General features: G+C 39.0%; 13 protein-coding genes and 11 tRNA genes. 14 read left to right on the top strand and 10 right to left on the bottom strand.

All coding sequences use genetic code 11. The features are described from left to right. Nucleotides 1-42: 42 nt before the first annotated feature. Nucleotides 43-1,065 (bottom strand): M48 family metallopeptidase, encoded by a 1,023-nt coding sequence (locus NRL14_RS16245; RefSeq protein WP_306725139.1) that lies wholly within the window; start codon nt 1,063-1,065, stop codon nt 43-45. Nucleotides 1,066-1,074: 9 nt separating this feature from the next. Further along, entirely contained in the window at nt 1,075-2,184 is a 1,110-nt protein-coding gene (locus NRL14_RS16240; RefSeq protein ID WP_306725138.1) for a YjgN family protein, read from the bottom strand. A 392-nt stretch (nt 2,185-2,576) separates the two neighbouring features. Here NRL14_RS16240 and NRL14_RS16235 point away from each other — a divergent pair, with 392 nt between their 5' ends. The 10 genes from NRL14_RS16235 (at nt 2,577) to msrB (ending at nt 14,634) form a co-directional block, all read left to right on the top strand. Next, a complete protein-coding gene (locus NRL14_RS16235; protein WP_024605434.1) occupies nt 2,577-2,780 on the top strand; it encodes a DUF1656 domain-containing protein in 204 nt (67 codons plus the stop codon). A gap of 168 nt (nt 2,781-2,948) precedes the next feature. Continuing rightward, nucleotides 2,949-3,809, top strand: coding sequence for an HlyD family secretion protein (locus NRL14_RS16230; RefSeq protein WP_306725137.1), 861 nt, complete (start codon nt 2,949-2,951; stop codon nt 3,807-3,809). A 10-nt stretch (nt 3,810-3,819) separates the two neighbouring features. Further along, nucleotides 3,820-5,856: an FUSC family protein gene (locus NRL14_RS16225; protein WP_306725136.1), complete on the top strand. Its 2,037-nt coding sequence runs from the start codon at nt 3,820-3,822 to the stop codon at nt 5,854-5,856. A 76-nt stretch (nt 5,857-5,932) separates the two neighbouring features. After that, the gene (locus tag NRL14_RS16220; RefSeq protein ID WP_182671353.1) at nt 5,933-6,664 is read left to right on the top strand and encodes an RNA methyltransferase; all 732 of its coding nucleotides are present in this window, start codon (nt 5,933-5,935) and stop codon (nt 6,662-6,664) included. Nucleotides 6,665-6,731: 67 nt separating this feature from the next. Then, on the top strand, nt 6,732-10,133 hold the full coding sequence (locus NRL14_RS16215; RefSeq protein ID WP_306725135.1) for a chromosome segregation SMC family protein: 3,402 nt from the start codon (nt 6,732-6,734) through the stop codon (nt 10,131-10,133). 74 nt (nt 10,134-10,207) lie between these two features. Then, nucleotides 10,208-10,975 carry a cell division protein ZipA gene (gene zipA / locus NRL14_RS16210; RefSeq protein WP_306725134.1) on the top strand — a complete coding sequence of 256 codons (768 nt, stop codon included), beginning with the start codon at nt 10,208-10,210 and terminating at the stop codon, nt 10,973-10,975. A gap of 80 nt (nt 10,976-11,055) precedes the next feature. Further along, nucleotides 11,056-13,074, top strand: coding sequence for an NAD-dependent DNA ligase LigA (gene ligA, locus NRL14_RS16205; RefSeq protein WP_306725133.1), 2,019 nt, complete (start codon nt 11,056-11,058; stop codon nt 13,072-13,074). Nucleotides 13,075-13,084: 10 nt separating this feature from the next. Next, on the top strand, nt 13,085-13,603 hold the full coding sequence (locus tag NRL14_RS16200) for a DUF2919 domain-containing protein (RefSeq protein ID WP_008138231.1): 519 nt from the start codon (nt 13,085-13,087) through the stop codon (nt 13,601-13,603). A gap of 2 nt (nt 13,604-13,605) precedes the next feature. After that, nucleotides 13,606-14,046, top strand: a complete 441-nt coding sequence (locus NRL14_RS16195) for a hypothetical protein (RefSeq protein WP_306725132.1) — start codon at nt 13,606-13,608, stop codon at nt 14,044-14,046. 147 nt (nt 14,047-14,193) lie between these two features. After that, entirely contained in the window at nt 14,194-14,634 is a 441-nt protein-coding gene (gene msrB, locus NRL14_RS16190) for a peptide-methionine (R)-S-oxide reductase MsrB (protein WP_007378087.1), read from the top strand. Here the strand turns inward: msrB and NRL14_RS16185 are convergent. The 8 genes from NRL14_RS16185 to NRL14_RS16150 all read right to left on the bottom strand — a co-directional run bounded on the left by NRL14_RS16185 (nt 14,631) and on the right by NRL14_RS16150 (nt 17,794). Beyond that, the gene (locus NRL14_RS16185; protein ID WP_149606183.1) at nt 14,631-16,268 is read right to left on the bottom strand and encodes a response regulator; all 1,638 of its coding nucleotides are present in this window, start codon (nt 16,266-16,268) and stop codon (nt 14,631-14,633) included. The two genes, msrB and NRL14_RS16185, sit on opposite strands and share 4 nt — an antisense overlap. A gap of 405 nt (nt 16,269-16,673) precedes the next feature. After that, nucleotides 16,674-16,749 (bottom strand) — tRNA-Val (locus NRL14_RS16180). A 61-nt stretch (nt 16,750-16,810) separates the two neighbouring features. Then, a tRNA-Val gene (locus tag NRL14_RS16175) sits at nt 16,811-16,886 on the bottom strand. A gap of 32 nt (nt 16,887-16,918) precedes the next feature. Then, nucleotides 16,919-16,994: transfer RNA gene (locus NRL14_RS16170), tRNA-Val, on the bottom strand. A 48-nt stretch (nt 16,995-17,042) separates the two neighbouring features. Continuing rightward, nucleotides 17,043-17,118, bottom strand: a tRNA-Val gene (locus tag NRL14_RS16165). Between the two features lie 153 nt (nt 17,119-17,271). Continuing rightward, a tRNA-Val gene (locus tag NRL14_RS16160) sits at nt 17,272-17,347 on the bottom strand. A 143-nt stretch (nt 17,348-17,490) separates the two neighbouring features. Continuing rightward, a tRNA-Val gene (locus NRL14_RS16155) sits at nt 17,491-17,566 on the bottom strand. Nucleotides 17,567-17,718: 152 nt separating this feature from the next. Further along, nucleotides 17,719-17,794, bottom strand: a tRNA-Val gene (locus NRL14_RS16150). Nucleotides 17,795-18,952: 1,158 nt separating this feature from the next. Between NRL14_RS16150 and NRL14_RS16145 the strand changes: the two genes are divergently transcribed. The 4 genes from NRL14_RS16145 to NRL14_RS16130 all read left to right on the top strand — a co-directional run bounded on the left by NRL14_RS16145 (nt 18,953) and on the right by NRL14_RS16130 (nt 19,530). Continuing rightward, a tRNA-Ala gene (locus NRL14_RS16145) sits at nt 18,953-19,028 on the top strand. A 37-nt stretch (nt 19,029-19,065) separates the two neighbouring features. Further along, nucleotides 19,066-19,141: transfer RNA gene (locus NRL14_RS16140), tRNA-Glu, on the top strand. 144 nt (nt 19,142-19,285) lie between these two features. Then, nucleotides 19,286-19,361 (top strand) — tRNA-Glu (locus tag NRL14_RS16135). A gap of 93 nt (nt 19,362-19,454) precedes the next feature. Beyond that, nucleotides 19,455-19,530 (top strand) — tRNA-Glu (locus NRL14_RS16130). The last annotated feature ends 130 nt before the right edge of the window (nt 19,531-19,660 follow it).

Raw genomic sequence — 19,660 nt, 5'->3', positions numbered from 1 at the left:
CTTAAACTCACTATGTAGCGAGCAAGTTGAATATAACCGCGATTATTTCCTAGCATTGTCAATACGCTCTTGTGCACTTGGGTGGCTAGACAAGTACTCTAAAAAGTCATTTACTTTTTCGAGGTGTTCGTTTTCGCTAGTATGACTTTCTTGCAGTGCTTCTATCGCATCAGCAAAGTCATTACTCGAATACCCAAGCGACTCTAATTGGGTGAGTGCAAAGCTATCGGCCTCACGCTCCATATCACGTGAAAACCCTTGCTGAGCAAACGATGCACCGGTACCTAACGCAACCTCTGCAACTCCCTCTAAATCACCAAATACAACCGCTAACACAATAGTACTTGCGGCAGATTGTGCTGTAATGCGTACGCTATGCTGGTGGACTACATGGCCTATTTCGTGTAGCAATACCGCTTTTAGTGCATTGGGTTTATCGGCAAGTAAATTTGCTAAATCATCGGTGACCACGATACGGCCATGGGGGAGTGCAAACGCGTTAGCACCAAAGCTGTCTGATTTATAAAACGATAATCTATAAACCGATTGATCAAGCGATAACGCATTAAGCATACTTGTAAAATGTGCTTGTACTTTAGCTTGCTGCTCTGCGGGCAGCTCACTTGGGTCAAGCGCAATCTTTTTAATTAGTGTAAAGCTTTGCTCCCCCATTTGTTCCACAACATTACGTGGCAGAGTATCAACACTGTAAACAGCAATGGCGGGTACCGCTTTATAAAGTACTAACCACATGAAAAGTGGTGTAAATATTACTGCGGCTAAAATTGCCCATTTACTTTTTTCAAGGCGCTCCATTATGTGATGGTTATTTGCTTTAAATGGCCACCTGTAACTTACATCTTGAGGAATAAAACGACTGCCATCTTCAAAGTTTAGTTCGTCGGCAAGTCCTGCCATTCCCGAACTTAATTTTAGACTTGAGATTGCGTGGCGAGCTATAACGTGTTCATCGTTAATAACGTCAATGTGTGTGTCGCTAATAGTTGCAATACACACTTGATAGTTACTCGATGCGATGGGGAAAAAATGTCCCTTTACATGCATAGTGAGCTCTTAAGTTAGAGAAAGGTCAATATCAAATACGTTTGCAGCTTCTTCAGCAAATGATGATTGCTGTTCTTGCGCGGTATCGATTAGGTTTAATGCACCAGGATAAATAGTGACGTTAGTTACATCAGCGAGCATTTTTGATGTACGTACTTTTGTCCATGGGTATGCAAGGCCTAGCGAAAGTACGATAGCCAACATATTAGTTAATAGTAAAACAGCGAAAGGAATTGGTTTTAGCTCTGATTTAAATGTGGCAACGCCTTCAAAATGGCTGTTATCAAAAATGTGATTTCTAATAGCGGCGTGCCATACAGCAGAAACAATGGCAATCATTAGTACATAGGCAATCATCATAAAGATAGGAAGCATAACCATAGCAGCGGAGTTTTCTAAATTTTGTTGATTTTCAACATCTACTAAGCTGAGGCCAAATAACCCTAAAATTCCCATAAAGAGCACCATGGTGATAGAGCTCACTACAAAACAAATAAGCGCTGTTAGGTAATAGGTTTCGCCTTTTAGGTTTACAGTAAGTGGTTTGTCACCGTAACTAATATTGCTATGGATATAGCTATCAATACGTTTTATAACATAAGGCATTAATAAATAAAGTGTAAATATGCTGGCGATAGGCAAAAGTATAAAGTTAATAAAGGCTTCGCCGTAATTGCCTTTAAAAGCAAAGCGAACATTACGATGGCGCGTCATACGCAGATTAAAACGTAAACCTTGGTTAATAATCCATGGCATTAAAAAGATAAAACCAAGAGCAATAAACAGGCCTAAAATAGGCATAAAGCTAATAGAAAATGTATAAATAAAAAATACAACAACCGCTAAAATCCGACCTTTTAAAATTTGTATTGGTGTTGCTAGGTAGTCAAAGCTATGACCATCTATACGGGTGTGGCCGTAAAAATAGCGATGCGTACGTACTTTAGCCCACGCCGAATATATGCCAAGCGTAATAATGCTAAGTAATATATTTACAATCCAAATTCCAAAAAACTCACCACCTTTACCATTAAATTGCACTTTTCCGCTAAAAATTGGTTCAGCAGGTTCATTTATTGGTGGGGTTGTTTCAGATGGGGTAGGGTGTATTGATTCCATTAAATTATATCCATGTTGTTTTTTTGTTAATTTACCCATTTTTAGTGCAAAATTCAATGTTTATAATTATCCAACCCTTCTGCAAACAGCTATAAATAGGCGTTTTAAATATTGAGTTAAATACTCTAATACTTTTTTATAAATAAACCTCGCTGGTTTATTTATTTGGCTGGTAACTGGGGTCTTTAGCTTATTAATATGCGATTTAGCTACTATACATACTTAGTGCTGCTTAAATGTAATGGCATTAATTATGTATTAAGCACACCTACGTACAATTAAGCTAATTGATTTATATGCCAAAATAATAGATTGTAAGAGTAGTGCGGATGTAAATTTATTTAGGTTTTACAGCTTTTATCACCGCTTTAAATAACATTAGGATATTTATTATGTTCCAAGCAGTCGTGTTAGGGGGATTAGAGTTTAGCCCGCTGATTGTTTACTTCCCAATAGCATTTATTTTAACGGCGTTGACTCGTTTTGCTTTGCATCGACTAGATTGGCATGACCGTATTTGGAAAGTGGCTTGGTTTGAGGTGTCACTATTTGTTTGTTACTTGGCACTCGCCGTCTATTTATACCAATCTGTTTAATTAATTGAGCTATTTTGAGGCAAGAAAACCGTGTCGATAACAAGGCAAAAATTTTGTTATTTAGTTGTTCTATATCAGAAATTTTTAACACAGTTAGCGTCAGGTTTAAGCCCTCAAATTACTCAAGTATTATAGCGGGTTGGTATTACTAAGTGGAAGATAAATTGAATGATTAAATATCTGCGTATTACTTTTACTATCTTGGTTGTTATAGCTGCGGTTTTTGCTGGGCGTTGGGTATGGACTGACTACATGCATACTCCTTGGACGCGTGATGGGCGTATTCGAGCCGATATTGTCACGGTTGCTCCAGACGTGTCGGGTTGGGTAACTGCTTTAAATATTAAAGATGGTCAAAACGTACAAAAAGGCGAAGTACTTTTTAATGTTGATAAAAAGCGTTATCAAGCAGCGCTTGATAAAAGTAAAGCCAATACAGAAAACGCATTGTATACATGGGAGCTTGCCAAGCACAAATACGAAAGACGTGTTGAGCTAAACACTCAACAGGCAATTAGTGAAGAAACGCTAGAATCAACTCGTATTAATACTAAAATTGCTGAAGCAAATTATAACTTAGCTAAGACAGAGCAAACAATTGCGCAGTTAAATGTTGATAGAACACAAGTACTTGCACCTGCATCGGGGCAAATAATTAATTTGAATTTACGCCAAGGCAACTATGTAGCTCAAGGCACACCTGTGTTTGCTATTGTTCAGTCAGATTCATTTTATGTAACGGGTTACTTTGAAGAGAGTAAAATACCGCTTATTTATCCTGATCAAAAAGTTAAAATAGCCCTTTTAAGTGGTGGTAAGCAATTAACAGGGCACGTAGTGAGTGTAGGTAAAGCAATTGCAAATACGAATACACAAAGTAACGGTCAGCTTTTACCACAAGTACAACAAACATTTAATTGGGTGCGTTTATCGCAACGTATTCCTGTTGATATTAAGTTAGATTCATTGCCCGAAAATACACAGCTTAGCGCAGGAATGACCGCCACAATACATCTCGCTACACGTTAAGGGGAAGACAGTGGGCGTTGTATTACAAAATTTGTTTTTTCCTAAAAAACAGGCAATTATTTTTGCGGCTAAGGGCGTTATAGCCATGGTGATGGCGCTCACTATTGCTATGTCGCTTAATCTTGAAAGGCCTTATTGGGCGTTAGTCTCGGCTATATTTTTGCAATTACGCCCGCAAAGCGGATTAGTTATTGAAAAAGCAATTTGCCAAATAATAGGCACCATAGTGGGTGGTTTATTTGGCATATTGCTTTTAACTCAGTTAATTCTCTACCCTTATTTAGCGCTCGGTGCACTTGCATTATGGTTGGGAGTAAACTCTGCGTTATCGGCAATGGTACGCCAAGCAAACTTTGTTTATGCGTTTGCTATGGCAGGTGTAACAGCCGCTATTATTGTACTTTTAGTCATGGTGACTCCGGCAATGGTGAGCAGCCAAAGTATATTTGATATTGCACAAGCGCGAGTAAGCGAAATAATAATAGGCTCTGTATGTGCTGGGCTTGTGAGCCATCTATTTTGGCCTGTAAAAGTTAAACACTTACTGCAAACACAAGCGCGGTCGGTTATAAATCAAACGTTACATTATTTAGTTATTGAGCTTGATTCTAAGGGCTCGCACGAAAACCGTCACCAGCAAATAGATGGCATTATGGCAACATTGGGATCAATAAACGAAGATTCCAGCGCAGTAAGGTACGAAGGACCAAAAGGTCCAGGGCGCTCGCGTGCTGCAAATCAGTTGTCGCAAAAAGTACTTTCTTTATTGGCCTTAATTCAAATAATTGGCCGCCTACAGCGAAACCACGAAGACCTTATTACACCAACTTTAGATAAATTAATAAGTAAACTTAAGCACGTATTTGCGCAAATTAAAGAGTCTGACGATTTTGATTACTGCGCCGAACAAGTTAAAACGCTGCGTAAAGAGCTAACCGACTATAGAGCAAATACGGTGTGTGATTCGCCATTTGAATCTCACATGCTCAATGTGAGCTTAGAAGTAGCAGCCGACTTAACAATTTTACTACGCGCATACAGAGCGTTAGAAGAGCGTGATAAAACATTATTAAATGCACCCAGTATGCTTACATATCGCGACCCATTAGCTGGCATTATTGTTGGATTTAGAACTGCTTTGGTATTTTCTATCGGCGCATTTATTTGGATTAATACAGGCTCTTCTGCTGCATTATTAATTATGATTTTACCGGTCATATTTTCGATAATGTTGGCGAGAATACCGTTAGCTATTTTACAGGTGGTAATAAAGCGTTTATTGGTAGGCGTGGTGGTTGCTGCTATTGTAACTATTTTTTACGCACTCAATTTATTATCACAAAGTGGTGGGCAATTAGAAATATTGCTACTTGTATTAGCAGGGCCTTATTTTTTGGGTTTACTGCTGCTAGCTGATCAACAAACATTGCCATATGGCTTGGGGTTTTGTATCCCATTTACGATTTTGGTAAGACCCAGTACCGATATGAGCCTTGCGTTTTCAATCGATTACACACTTAGCTCTGCAATGGCAATCTTTGCGGGGGTGAGTATTTTATTTTGGATTTTTCAGTTATTTACAGGACCAAGTGTACAATTACTTGTTCATCGTGTTTTTAAGGCCACTTATAAAGATTTACTCGAAATAAATAACCATCCAACCCCAAGTATTTGGTATAACCGCCGCATGGCCGATAGGTTAATTCGCCTAACTAATTACGATCAAGGTTCACACTCACGCGTAATTACTGATCTTGCACTAACCGCTCTAAATTTAGGGCATGCGTCGGTACGTTTAAACTCAATTTGTGAAAATTTGGCTGGTAATACAAAGCTAAAGTATTTAAATGAGTGGCAGCGTACATTAGCCGATGCATTTATGTTGGCAACCAAGGGCAAGTTTAATAATAAGTTTAAGCAAGCGTCAGATAATCTTTATGGGGAATTGGCTCAGACGGTGGACGATTCAAATCAATTAGAGGCAATAAAAGGCATGTTTATTCGCATTAATCTGACCTTTGAAAGAAGTGCGAGTAAGATAAATTAGCCCCATTCGCTGCTTTTCGAGTTCAGATGTTATAGTGAAATCTGTTATACTTGCTGGATAATTTTATGGGGCTGTTATGATTTCAAAAAACCAACTCAAACTTATTCGCCAACTTGGCCAAAAAAAGTACCGAAAGCAATATAATCAATACCTTGTACAGGGTGAGAAAAACGTACTTGAGTTATTAAACAGCCCATTAAATGTGGTTAATATTTTTGCTACAAACGAATTTATAAATGCGTACCAAGTTAAGTATCCGCAAGCTAACTTTATAGAAGCTGATGAAGAGACCCTCACCAAAGCCAGCACGCTAGTTAGCAATAATGCAGCCATTGCTATTGTTGATATGCCAAAGGCAGCTTTACCACAAGCAAGTGGTTTAATACTCGCACTTGATGGCGTATCAGACCCTGGTAATTTAGGCACAATAATAAGAGTGGCAGACTGGTACGGTATTAAACATATAGTAACTAGCACCGACAGCGCAGATGCTTACAACCCAAAAACAATTAGCGCCACAATGGGCTCATTTGTAAGGGTATCGGTAAGCCAAGTAGATTTACCTGATTATCTACAGTCTTTAAATTTACCTGTTTACGGTGCTTTTTTAGATGGGCAAAGCGTGCATAAAACCCAATTTATGAGCTCAGGCGTTTTACTAATGGGTAGTGAGTCGCATGGAATACGCGAGACATGTGCAAAGTTAGTAACTAATAAAATCACCATTCCCGCTTTTGGTGGTGCAGAGTCGCTTAATGTTGCAATGGCGACCGGTATTATTTTAGATAATTTTAAACGTCAAGCTTAACAATTTAACTGTTAATGAGTTAAATTGTTTGTAATCAATAACAATAATAATCGGTAATAACAATAAGATGCGCTTAAGCACTATTAAATTAGCGGGCTTTAAATCGTTTGTAGAGCCCACTAAAATTCCATTTCCTGATCAAATGACGTGTGTTGTTGGCCCCAATGGCTGTGGCAAATCTAACGTTATTGATGCAGTACGATGGGTGCTAGGTGAAAGCTCTGCTAAAAACCTGCGTGGCGATGCCATGACCGACGTTATTTTTAATGGCTCAACTAATCGAAAAGCCATATCACAAGCCTCTGTAGAGCTTGTTTTTGATAACGATAAAGGAAGTCCTTCAAACACATTTGCCGATCGAAACCAAATTGCTATTAAGCGTTTAGTAACGCGCGACGGACAGTCACTGTATTTTTTAAATGGCAGTAAATGCCGTAAGCGCGATATTACCGATATATTTTTAGGCACCGGTCTTGGTCCACGTAGTTACGCAATTATTGAGCAAGGGATGATCTCGCGCTTAATAGAGAGTAAACCACAAGAGCTGCGCGTATTTTTAGAAGAAGCCGCAGGCGTTTCTAAATACAAAGAGCGCCGCCGCGAAACACAAACTCGTATAAAAAGCACTCGCGAAAATCTTGAACGTTTGTTAGATGTGCGTAAAGAACTACAAAGCCAGCTCGATAAATTGGCTGTGCAGTCGGTTGATGCAAAAAAATACCGCGAATTAAAAGCACAAGAACGCATGCTAAAAGGCCAAATTGCCGTTTTAAAATGGCAAAAGTTACATCAGCAGCAACTTGAAAAAAGTGCCCAAATTAAAAAACTTAATGATCAAATTTTGTTTTTTAAAACCGCTAACTCAGGGCATGACGATGTACTTGCAAGCTTAGAAGGGCAAGTACAAGCCCAGCAAGATAAACTAAGCGATGCACAGCATCAGCAACATGTAATACACACCGAGCTTACTCGCGCTGAGCAACAACAAATCAATGTAAAGCAGCAAACCCAAACGCTTAAACAAAGTTTAATTAAATTACAGCAACGCCAAATCCAAAGTGCTGAGGTAAAATCGCAGCAGCAAATTGTGTGCGAGCAACTTAATGAAGCCCTGCAAGAGGCAAGTGAAAACGCCTTAGTATGTGAAGAGCAAGTTAGTGGGTTAACGCATGAACTTGAGGAATTATTAGCACTTAAGCAGCGCCACCATACTCATTGGCAAGCTTTGTGTGAGCAACAGCAACAGCTTAATAATAACGTGCAACTACATAGTAGTCACATTAAACAAACTCAGCAGCAAATTGATCATGTTAACGAACAAATTGATCAGTTAACTGTTCAGCTTAACGAGCTACAAAGTAGTGATGTAGAGCAACAGTTAATACAGCAAACACAGCAAACACAAACATTAACTCAAGAGCTTGCCGCTAAACAAACAGCACATACGAAGTGCACTGCTAAGCTTGAGGTGCAAAATGAGCTTGTTAATAACTCACAAAAACAATATTCGACGCTCACTCAAACAATAAACGAGTTAAAAGCCAGTATAACGGGGCTTAAAAGTACATTAGGGCTTGATGAGAAAAGTGAACGTACTAATGGTTTGTTTAATCAGCTAAGTGTTAAAGAAGGCTTTGAGCTTCTAATAGAGCAAGCACTTAAATCTTTAGAGCATTTAAATGTAAGTGAGCAGCAAGCTGATAACAGTGTTTGGCCAAATAGTGATAAAAGTGTGCCAACAAATAGCTTAGCTACATATATAACAAGCGGTGTTTATCCAGAGCATTTAGCACGTATTGCTTATAGTGAAAGCGGTGATTTAGAAATACTAAAAGATAGTTTTTATACAGCCGTTATGGATAAAAACGGTGTTTTATATGGTCGTAATTGGCATGTAAGTGCTGAATGTAATGCAGAAAACTCATTACTGTTAAAGCATAAGCAATTGCAAGATAAAGCGCAGCAATTAAATAATACCGAGGACGAGTTACAACAAGTAACACACACTCGTGACGAACATACAGCTGAGCAAATAAAGTTAGTTAACGAGCAAAGCGAGCTAAAAGAAGCCATACATGAGCTTGCGCAAAATATAGCGGTAGCCAGTACGCGCAGCGACATGCTTGTGCAGCAAGTAGCACAATTTAAGTTACAACTAGAAAAGCTACAGCAACAAAAACAGCAATTAACCGCTCAGCTTTTACAATTAAATACCGTGCTTGATGAGCAAACAGAGCAATTTGAAGTGTTAAATGAGCAGCAACTTAACTTAGCGGATGAAGTAGACGCTGCAAATAGCTTGCGCTCACAAAGTGATAAAAGTTATAGCGAAGCATTAAGCATGCTTGAGCAATATAAAACACAAGCACATAAGGCAACGCTCTCAGAGCAAAAGGCACGCAGTGAATGGCAGTTAAGCCAAACCAAATTGAGCCATGCAGAGCAAGAGCACGTTAGTGCATCAGAAGGTGCGCAAGAACTACTTAGTGAAATAGAAGAGCTGCTGATACCAGAGCAAGAACTTAGCGATAAAATTACGCAGCTTTTAGCACAGCATCAAAAAGGTGAGCAGGCATTAGTATTGCTACAAAAAGAATTAGTTCAGGCGAAAGAGAGCTTAAACACTAAGCAAATAAGCCTTAAAAATTCACAAGGTGAGCTGGTGGGCTTGCAAGAGCAGCACCAAAAGCTAACAATTGAAGAACAAAGCTTAGTAATAAAAGCGCAAGTTGCGCTTGAGCCATTAGAAGAGTTGAGACAAAGCTTAAAAGCAATACTTGATGAATTACCAGATTCATTAAATTTAAGTGCAGCACAAAATCAGTTAACAGGATTTACTAATCAGTTAGATAAATTAGGTGCAGTAAACTTGGCGGCAATAGAAGAGTTTGATTTAGCCAAAGCACGTAGTGATTATCTTGATAATCAATTAGATGATTTAACAAAAGCGTTAAGCACCCTTGAAGGTGCAATTCGTAAAATTGATAGTGAGACCAAAACACGCTTTAAAGCGACGTTCGATCAAGTTAACGAAGACTTTGCTGAGCTATTTCCTAAAGTTTTTGGTGGTGGGAGCGCATATTTAGAATTAACCAGTGACGATTTACTCGAAAGTGGTGTTAGTATAATGGCACGACCACCGGGTAAGAAAAATTCAACAATTCATTTGTTAAGTGGTGGAGAAAAAGCGCTGACCGCATTATCATTAGTGTTTTCTATATTCAGGCTCAATCCAGCTCCTTTCTGTATGCTGGACGAAGTAGATGCACCACTAGATGATGCCAACGTTGTGCGTTTTTGCCGTTTGGTTGAAGAAATGTCACAATCAGTGCAGTTTATTTATATTAGTCATAATAAAATTGCGATGGAAATGGCAGGTAGATTAACAGGTGTTACTATGGCAGAACCTGGCGTATCGCGTATGGTTGCTGTAGATATAGAGCAAGCTGTGCAACTTGCACACGCATAAATTTTTATAACAAGTGTATTAGTTTTTCATTAATATACAGGTTTTAGGCATATCAAATAATAAAAGGTGAGGGGATGGCCGAACAATTAAGATGGGTTTTAATCGTTATCAGTGTAATTGTCATTGGTGGTTTATTAATACATGGATTGTGGTCAGTTAGAAAAAAAGACCGCCCAGAAGTATCGGATAATGAACGGGTTGAGCCATTACAACAAAGCGCACCAGCTTCATCTAAATCATTTCCTACAGAGGCAGAGCTAAAAGAGCCTGTGGTAGAAGAACGTGATGAACCACAATTCGGTGAGCTTAACTTTGATGAGAATGAGCCACAAATTGATACAAGCGTACCAGCAGTGCCCATTGAAGATGACCTAGAAGTAGTTGATGATCTAGAAGCAAAAGAGCAAAATGATGAAAAATCATCTGCGCAAATGCCTGATTTTGTTATTGTGCATATTCAAATGCCAGAAGGGCTTAGCATGCAGGGCAGTAAATTATTACCAGCCGTTAACACGTTAGGTTTTAAATATTCTGAGGAAGGCTTTTTTAATCGCCACTTAGATCCGGCAGGCCAAGGCCCTGTATTATTTAGATTAGTAAATATGTACAACCCAGGTACGTTTGATATTGATAATATGGAACAGTTTAGTACCGCAGGGGTTAGCTTATTTATGACATTGCCGTGCGACGGTGACGGCCTAGCTGCATTTAACATGTTGCACAGTGCAGCTAAAAAGTTAGCTGACGAGTTTGGTGCGCAAATTTTAGATGCAGAGCGAAATGAAATGACCGTAGAACGCGTCAGGCAGTATGTTGAGCAGGTCCGTTCTTTTTCAGCGTAAATAGCGCACATATTATATTTTTATAAGCCACTGGATGATTATTCATCAAAGTGGCTTTTTTTATGTTTATTGAGGTTTAAATGTCTAGCAGCATTAGTGAGCAAGTTAATCATCTTCGTACTACATTAGAGCAACACAATTATAACTATTATGTGCTTGATACCCCCAGTATTCCTGACTCTGAATACGATAGGTTATTACGCGAACTAAGCGCACTAGAAACCGATCACCCTGAATTTTTAACCGCCGACTCCCCAACACAAAAAGTAGGCGGTGCAGCACTGAGTAAATTTGAGCAAGTAGCGCACCAAGTACCCATGCTTTCACTTGATAATGCCTTTAGTGAAGAAGAGTTCACTGCGTTTAATCGCCGTATAAAAGAGCGTTTAATGAGTACCGATGAGCTTACTTTTTGTTGTGAGCCAAAACTTGATGGTTTAGCTGTATCAATTATTTATCGCGATGGTGTGCTTGTACAAGCGGCTACGCGAGGTGATGGTTTTACCGGTGAAAACATTACTCAGAATGTAAAAACAATTCGTAATGTACCGCTTAAGTTACGTGGTGATTACCCAAAAGAGCTTGAAGTGCGCGGCGAAGTATTTATGAACAGCGCCGGCTTTGACAAACTAAATTCGGAAGCGCAAAAACGTGGAGACAAAGTATTCGTTAATCCGCGTAACGCAGCGGCAGGTAGCTTACGCCAACTCGACTCTAAAATTACCGCTAAACGCCCATTGATGTTTTATGCTTACAGTACTGGACTTGTTGCTGATGGCAGCATCCCAGAGGATCACTATCAGCAACTAGAAAAGCTGACTGACTGGGGGTTGCCACTGTGCCCAGAAACAAAATTAGTTGAAGGTCCTAAAGCCGCGCTTGAGTACTACAGCGATATTTTAACGCGCCGTAGCGAGCTTAAATATGAAATTGATGGCGTAGTAATCAAAATAAACCAAAAGGCCTTACAAGAGCGTTTAGGCTTTGTAGCACGTGCTCCTCGTTGGGCTATTGCTTATAAGTTTCCGGCGCAAGAAGAAATAACTCAATTGCTTGATGTTGATTTTCAAGTAGGGCGCACAGGGGCAATTACGCCAGTTGCGCGTTTAGAGCCTGTTTTTGTCGGTGGTGTAACCGTATCAAATGCAACACTTCATAATAGCGATGAAATTGCACGTTTGGGTGTAAAAGTAGGCGACACGGTTATTATTCGTCGCGCAGGAGATGTAATCCCGCAAATAACACAAGTTGTACTTGAACGCCGTCCTGATGATGCTAGAGATATTGAATTTCCAGTGACTTGTCCGATTTGTGATTCGCATGTTGAAAAAGTGGAAGGTGAAGCTGTAGCCCGTTGTACTGGCGGGCTTGTGTGTCCTGCACAACGCAAACAAGCGATAAAACACTTTGCTTCACGAAAAGCGCTAGACATAGATGGCCTTGGCGATAAGATTGTTGATCAACTTGTAGATAGAGAGCTTATAAAAACGCCCGCTGATTTATTCGTTTTAAAACAAGGGCATTTTGAATCACTTGAACGTATGGGACCTAAGTCAGCTAAAAACTTAGTAACAGCACTTGATGAAGCTAAAGGCACTACGCTCGCTAAGTTTTTATACTCACTAGGTATTCGTGAAGCGGGGGAAGCGACAGCACAAAATTTAGCTAATCACTTTTTAACCCTTGAAAATGTAATTAATGCCAGCATTGATAGTTTAACGCAGGTAAGTGATGTCGGTGAAATAGTTGCAGCGCATGTTCGCGGTTTTTTTGCTGAAGAGCATAATTTAGCGGTAGTAAACGCATTAATAGAGCAAGGCGTAAATTGGCCAGCGTTAAGTGCGCCTTCTGAGGAAGAGCAACCACTCGCAGGACTTACATATGTACTTACCGGCACGCTTAATACACTTAACCGTAATGATGCTAAAGCTCGTTTGCAGCAATTAGGTGCTAAAGTCTCGGGTAGCGTATCGGCTAAAACAGATGCGTTAGTCGCAGGTGAAAAAGCAGGTTCAAAACTAACTAAAGCGCAAGATTTAGGTATCGACATACTCACGGAAGATGAATTAATTGAGCTGCTTAAAAAGCATAATGGCTAGGAAAACGACAATGAGCCGATATGGGCCAGAATACTGGGATAAGTACGGAAGTTACCGTACACCTATAGCATTTCATTTAAGTTTGCTGGTGCTTTTACGTGGCTATTTTATTTGGGTTATTGCGGCTTTAAGCCGCAGGCCTGAACTGGATTTAATGTCGTTATTTTTTAAAAATAAAAATGATTTTTTTATCGCAATAGCAATTGGAAGTATTGCAATAATACCGACTATTTTATTTTGTTTACGTCGGCCGCGAGACTCCCACAGTGCGAGCGACAGGTTAGCAAAAGTATGGCGACATATGCGCTGGCCTCTTATTTTATGTGCTGTTGTTGATTTAACATGGTTAAGTATTCAAGCCGCGCATAGCCATTATCGATTTTCATCATTTTTAGCAGTACAAATGATGATTGTTTTATGGGTATTGTGGTATTTGGTGAAAAGCCGTTATTTAACCGTTTTTTTTAATGATTGGCCTGAGCCGACAGAAAAAGCATCAGAAGAAAAAAAGCGACTTAAAAGGGATTAGTTGTGGACGCTGTAAATAAAAAAATAGCGATAGCTATATCGCTAATAGGCTTAGTGCTTATTATTTTAATGATTAGCACTGAGCTTTTAGAATTTATGTGGTTTAAAGCGTTATTTGGTTTATGGGTGTTTGTTTTTTGCTCAAGCGTTTATAGGCTAACGCCTCTATTTAAATCAAGAAACCGGTTAGAGGATTTTATTCAGCGAGATGCCCAACACTTATTACTTTTTAGTTTAATGGGTTTTTTTGATAAAAAGCACGGCCCAGATTGGTTAGTAATTGAGAGTATTGAACGCATAACGATGAAGGATGACGAGCTAATAATTTACAGTAATAACGAGCGCCAAATGAGTGTTAGCTTACCTGCAAAAAAAGCAGAACTAGATAGTTTTATTAAACGAATATTTACCGACTCAGAAAAACAAAATATTACCTTTAGCTAGGAAAATCACCTTAAGACTGAACAAGTTTTAGTTTTAAACGGTCAACACTTTTTAGCTGATCTTTAGTGTATTCAATAACGTAATAACTAACCGTACTTTTTTATAATTTTATTAAGTACGGTTAATTAACTATTCAATGAGGTTATCATGTTGAAGTGGAATGATGTTATTAACTTTGCCACCAACGGCAATCCTACTCCAAGTAAAAAAGTAGTCAAAACGGACGAGCAGTGGCGGATGCAACTATCAGAAGATGAGTATTACATAACACGTAAAAAGGGAACCGAACGTCCAAGTAGTTCTGGTAGTTGCACATTATTGGAACCTGGTAAGTATGTGTGTATTTGCTGCGATAATTTATTGTTTGATGCAGATGAAAAGTTCGATAGTGGCACTGGTTGGCCGTCATTTACACAACCGGCGACAATTGAAGCAATTGGCTACGTAAGTGATACAAGTCATGGTATGGAGCGCATAGAGGTGGTTTGCAACGTGTGTGATTCACATTTAGGCCATATTTTCCCTGATGGTCCATTACCGACCGGTCTACGCTATTGCGTTAATGCGGCATCAATGAAAAAGCTTTAACTTCCAATATCTAAATTCATTTCTTTTGCTATGTGCAAAATTTTATCTAATCGCTGCGTCTGATCTGCTGGTAATTGAGTTTTAGTAAGTAAGGCGTAGCATTTTTTAGCAAGTTCATGGTTAAATGAGCCATTGTGTTGCTTAGTGGAATCAAATAAACACTGCAATAAATTAAGCGCAATACTCTGATTACGAGGCATAACCCTAAATGCTTGCGTAAAAGCTTCAAGTGCAGTGTTTAACTGTCCTCTATTAAATTGAGTAACAGCATGGTTGTTGAGCTCCTTTGGCCCCATTTTAATATCGCGTCGCTCACTTTGCTGTTGCTGGATATAACGTAAGTAAGTTGTGTCGCTAACACTTGGATGGCGTTCACAGTGTCCAATAATTTGAGTGAAGAGAGTTTGCGCTTTTTGATGAAAGCCCAGCTCATGGAACGCTTTCGCTTTATCAAGTGCACCATCGACAGAGCGAATATGTGTATCATCATCTTCGAGTTGCTCAATGAGTTTTTTCGCTTTTTTATGCTCATCTTTTAAATAATGAAGCCGTGCGTTAAGCACATCAATTTGAGCTTGATTGGCATTGTTAGGAAACTGCTTTTTTAAATCGCTTATATATTGATTAGTTTGTCTAGATATTCTCTGTATTTGATCTGTTTGATCTGTTGTTAATGCAAAGTCGATACCGGCACGTGCAGCATTTAAATACACATCGGGGTGGTCATGTATTGAGTGCTTTGCAAAACTTGCAATGTCTTTTTGAGTTAAGTAGCTTTTTTCGTAGTCGTGATTAATTAATGACACATTACTTAGTGATTTTTGGCGTGAAATATTTCGCGGTGCAATGTCGGCTGCTTGGCTTAAAAAACTTTGCGCTAGTTCAAACTGATTAAGTTTTATTTCTAAACGGCCGAGTAAATCAAGCGCAACTAATCGAGTTTCTTGTCGTTCAAGCATCGTTTTTAGCATACGCTGAGCTAAAATATGTTCATTATTTGCTATAAGTGCTTCTACTAAACCTACTTTTGCCCAAGCAAATTTTTGTATATCGAGAACAGATTTAAAAAAGTCTTTTGCATTTTCGCTGCGATTTAAACGAAGAAGAGCATCACCTTTTAAACGCAGTAAGATAGGGCTATAACTATTGTTTTTTTTATTTAGAACGGTGTCGATGTATTTAATTGCTTTTGAATCGTTACCATCATCAATTAGAGTATAAACCGTTTGCAAATCGTGTTTGCGTCTTAAAATACGCTCAATGCGTACTTGTAGTTCCTGAACGGTAAAAGGTTTCACTAAAAAATCATCAGGTTGTAACTCAAGAACACTATGAACTAGCGAGCCATTTGTTTCAGCAGATATAAAAATGAAGCCTGTAGAGCTTTTTATGAGGTGCTTAACACGTAACTCTTCGTAAAGTTGGTAGCCGTCTTGTTGTTTGCTTAAATTAAATGAACAAACGATCAAATCAAATTCTTCACTTAAACACTGCTCTTTTGCTGAGTTTGCATGATCAGCGAAGTGCAATTGCTGAAAGCCAAGCCTTTCTAACGATTGTTTCATATAGCTTTGAGCAAGTGGTTGCTCCTCGACTATAAGTATTTTTGCTTTTGAATAAATCTTAGTTGGCATTGGCTTAACAGTTATTATGTTTAGTACTGACTATAATCAACACTTTAGCTGCTTACAAGAAAATTCAAATGATAGCAGTATTTATTAGGTATTTAACTTTTCCTAATACGTTTTTGCTAACTATAAAAGCAAGGATCTAAATAACATAATTAAATGATGAGTGTTTTGATATGAAAATTTATATTTTTAAAGAAACCATCGAATGGGATTTATGTGTGATGGTTGATTACTTGGCTTAATACCTGTGACCCTCGCCATTATTTGTAAAGGGTGGCGATGCTCTTTTTCTTACGGCTAAGTTAATTACATACGACTTATATATTGAGTTTTTATAAAGTTCGTAAATGTGTTTAATATGAGAAGGAAGAGTTATTACTAGAGAAGTTGTTTAATGGTATTTATATGTGGTGGGTGATACTGGACTTGAACCAGTGACCCTCGCCTTGTAAGGGCGATGCTCTCCCAACTGAGCTAATCACCCACATATAATAGGTATGCCTGTTATTTAATTCTTTATTATCAATTAACCGCTTGATGTAATTTGGTGGGTGATACTGGACTTGAACCAGTGACCCTCGCCTTGTAAGGGCGATGCTCTCCCAACTGAGCTAATCACCCAAATTACATTTTAATATGCACCATTCTAGGAATGGTGGGTCGTACTGGACTTGAACCAGTGACCCTCGCCTTGTAAGGGCGATGCTCTCCCAACTGAGCTAACGACCCATATTAAATTTTAAAACGCGACTATTGATATAATAATAGGTTTATATGTGGTGGGTGATACTGGACTTGAACCAGTGACCCTCGCCTTGTAAGGGCGATGCTCTCCCAACTGAGCTAATCACCCACATATAGATTAAAACGCTACTATTAAAATAAATAGTACTGGACTTTAACCAGTGAACCTCGCCGTTACTTGTAAATAGCGGTGATGCTCTCTTTTTTCTAACTGAGCTAACGACCCATTTAGATTTTATTGTAATATGCACCACTTAAAAAATGGTGGGTCGTACTGGACTTGAACCAGTGACCCTCGCCTTGTAAGGGCGATGCTCTCCCAACTGAGCTAACGACCCATATTACATGCTACTACCTAGATAGATAGTACTGGACTTTAACCAGTGAACTTCGCCATCTTTTATAAAAGGCGGTGATGCTCTCTTTTCTTGTAACTGAGCTAACGACCCATATTACAATTTTAAAACGCGACTATTATATGTGGTGGGTGATACTGGACTTGAACCAGTGACCCTCGCCTTGTAAGGGCGATGCTCTCCCAACTGAGCTAATCACCCACATATAAATTAAAACGCTACTATTAAATAAATAGTACTGGACTTTAACCAGTGAACTTTGCCGTTACTTGTAAGTAGCGGTAATGCTCTCTATTTTCTAACTGAGCTTATGACCCATTTAGAATTTAGATGTGAACACTTTAACTAAAAAGTGGTGGGTGATACTGGACTTGAACCAGTGACCCTCGCCTTGTAAGGGCGATGCTCTCCCAACTGAGCTAATCACCCACATCTAAACAACATTGCATTGCTGCGTTGTTGTGGGGCGCTATTATAGATAGAGTTGAAAATGTGTCAACACTTGAATGATAAAAATGTACTGAACGAAGGTTTTATAAACAATAGGATATGGTTGAAGTCTATTTTATCATCAAATTTAAGGTTGCAGTTCAATTAAACACCTAAAAGTGAGCAGGGAATTGTAGTTCTATTAATCTTAAATTTAGTTTTACGATACTCATTGTTTTTTATTGGAGTCGTTTTTATGACTATGAACAAGATGAATTAGCATTAGGGCAAGTTATTTAGTGAATATAGCTGGCCTTTAAAAATGAATTTAATTTAAACTTCCCAAAACAAATGCTGTTTTCAGCATTCTAAACTCTATTTTTGTACTTACTTTATTTTATAAGCCAACCTAGCCAAATCGTAAATACTCATACTTCACTAATAGCCTTCGGATTAAAACTAAATAGATCACATATAACTAGGGCGTGTTGACCGTCCCTAGAAAGAACCCAAAGGGCAGCGCATGTTTGGACTTTATGCGGCGTTATCGCCTATTCATGGGGAATAACCACACTACATAGGCTCTGCCTTGCCTAAAAACCAAACATACTGCTGCAAATTTACCCACCAAAGTTCAACACGCCCTGAAGTTTTGTACATAGAATTACGAAACTGCATTGCTCTTTAAAAAATGTTCTTCAAACAATAATCAAGTTTTTCCAGTACGAGCTACACTGGTTATTAAGCGAGTGAAAGCTGCTGTACTCTCAAATCCACATTTAAGCTTTGGTAATTATAAGCAATTGTAACTTTTAAAAGATTAATGCGATTAGTCAGGCCTTAATGGGTAGTTTTTAGATAAGTTCAATTTGCATATAAATGTATACCTTTACTTAGATGCAGCTTTGTTGCATTAATTAGGAAGAGTAGGGTGTTATTGAGTATTAGCTGCAATATAGTGATGTTATTATAAGCAGTAGAGCGATAATTTTATTCAGATCGTATTTTTTAGCACGCTTGATAGCCAGTTTGTTGAAAATTAAACCATTTAAATAAAGCTAGGTAAAAAACTGTTGACTTTATTTTGGGTGGTGCATAGAATGCGCCCCGCACTAAGCAATACACGATGTGTTCATCACGACGGGTATTGATTAAGTTGGGGCCATAGCTCAGCTGGGAGAGCGCTTCGCTGGCAGTGAAGAGGTCTGCGGTTCGATCCCGCATGGCTCCACCAAAAATTAGTGTTTTGTCCTAGGGTAGCAGTTTTCTGTGTCCCCATCGTCTAGAGGCCTAGGACACCGCCCTTTCACGGCGGTAACAGGGGTTCGAATCCCCTTGGGGACGCCACTTAGCTTTTATTAGTTAAAGGCGGTTTTACCGAGAAAATAGCGTCACAATTAAAGCTCGAGTCTTTACTTGTATTAAACGCAATTACCTTAAAACTCATGATGTGAGTTAAACTTATCAAATGTCCTAGTGACACATTTATGTGTCCCCATCGTCTAGAGGCCTAGGACACCGCCCTTTCACGGCGGTAACAGGGGTTCGAATCCCCTTGGGGACGCCACTTACTTATTTTTAATAGGGAAGTGTAGTGTTATTAAGAAAGCTCGCCTGAAACGAGTTTAAAAATTCAGTTGTCCTAGTGACACATTTATGTGTCCCCATCGTCTAGAGGCCTAGGACACCGCCCTTTCACGGCGGTAACAGGGGTTCGAATCCCCTTGGGGACGCCACTTACTTGTTTTAAGTATTGTGTAAAGCAGTGTGACACCGCACTCTCTATGCGCGACGTTATCAAGAGTACTAATCTCTTGGGGACGCCACTTACTTATTTTTAATAGGGAAGTGTAGTGTTATTAAGAA

Source organism: Pseudoalteromonas sp. 20-92 (genome assembly GCF_030847595.1).
In the GTDB taxonomy this organism is placed as follows: domain Bacteria; phylum Pseudomonadota; class Gammaproteobacteria; order Enterobacterales; family Alteromonadaceae; genus Pseudoalteromonas; species Pseudoalteromonas fuliginea.
The sequence above is the reverse complement of the archived record's forward strand: the minus strand, read 5'-3'. Positions and strand labels throughout refer to the sequence as shown.

What these genes read in the sequence shown, in the direction of transcription:
- NRL14_RS16245 (WP_306725139.1), bottom strand. Translation starts at nt 1,065, where the DNA reads ATGCATGTAAAGGGACATTTTTTCCCCATCGCATCGAGTAACTATCAA.
- NRL14_RS16240 (WP_306725138.1), bottom strand. Translation starts at nt 2,184, where the DNA reads ATGGAATCAATACACCCTACCCCATCTGAAACAACCCCACCAATAAAT.
- NRL14_RS16235 (WP_024605434.1), top strand. Translation starts at nt 2,577, where the DNA reads ATGTTCCAAGCAGTCGTGTTAGGGGGATTAGAGTTTAGCCCGCTGATT.
- NRL14_RS16230 (WP_306725137.1), top strand. Translation starts at nt 2,949, where the DNA reads ATGATTAAATATCTGCGTATTACTTTTACTATCTTGGTTGTTATAGCT.
- NRL14_RS16220 (WP_182671353.1), top strand. Translation starts at nt 5,933, where the DNA reads ATGATTTCAAAAAACCAACTCAAACTTATTCGCCAACTTGGCCAAAAA.
- NRL14_RS16215 (WP_306725135.1), top strand. Translation starts at nt 6,732, where the DNA reads ATGCGCTTAAGCACTATTAAATTAGCGGGCTTTAAATCGTTTGTAGAG.
- zipA (WP_306725134.1), top strand. Translation starts at nt 10,208, where the DNA reads ATGGCCGAACAATTAAGATGGGTTTTAATCGTTATCAGTGTAATTGTC.
- ligA (WP_306725133.1), top strand. Translation starts at nt 11,056, where the DNA reads ATGTCTAGCAGCATTAGTGAGCAAGTTAATCATCTTCGTACTACATTA.
- NRL14_RS16200 (WP_008138231.1), top strand. Translation starts at nt 13,085, where the DNA reads ATGAGCCGATATGGGCCAGAATACTGGGATAAGTACGGAAGTTACCGT.
- msrB (WP_007378087.1), top strand. Translation starts at nt 14,194, where the DNA reads ATGTTGAAGTGGAATGATGTTATTAACTTTGCCACCAACGGCAATCCT.
- NRL14_RS16185 (WP_149606183.1), bottom strand. Translation starts at nt 16,268, where the DNA reads ATGCCAACTAAGATTTATTCAAAAGCAAAAATACTTATAGTCGAGGAG.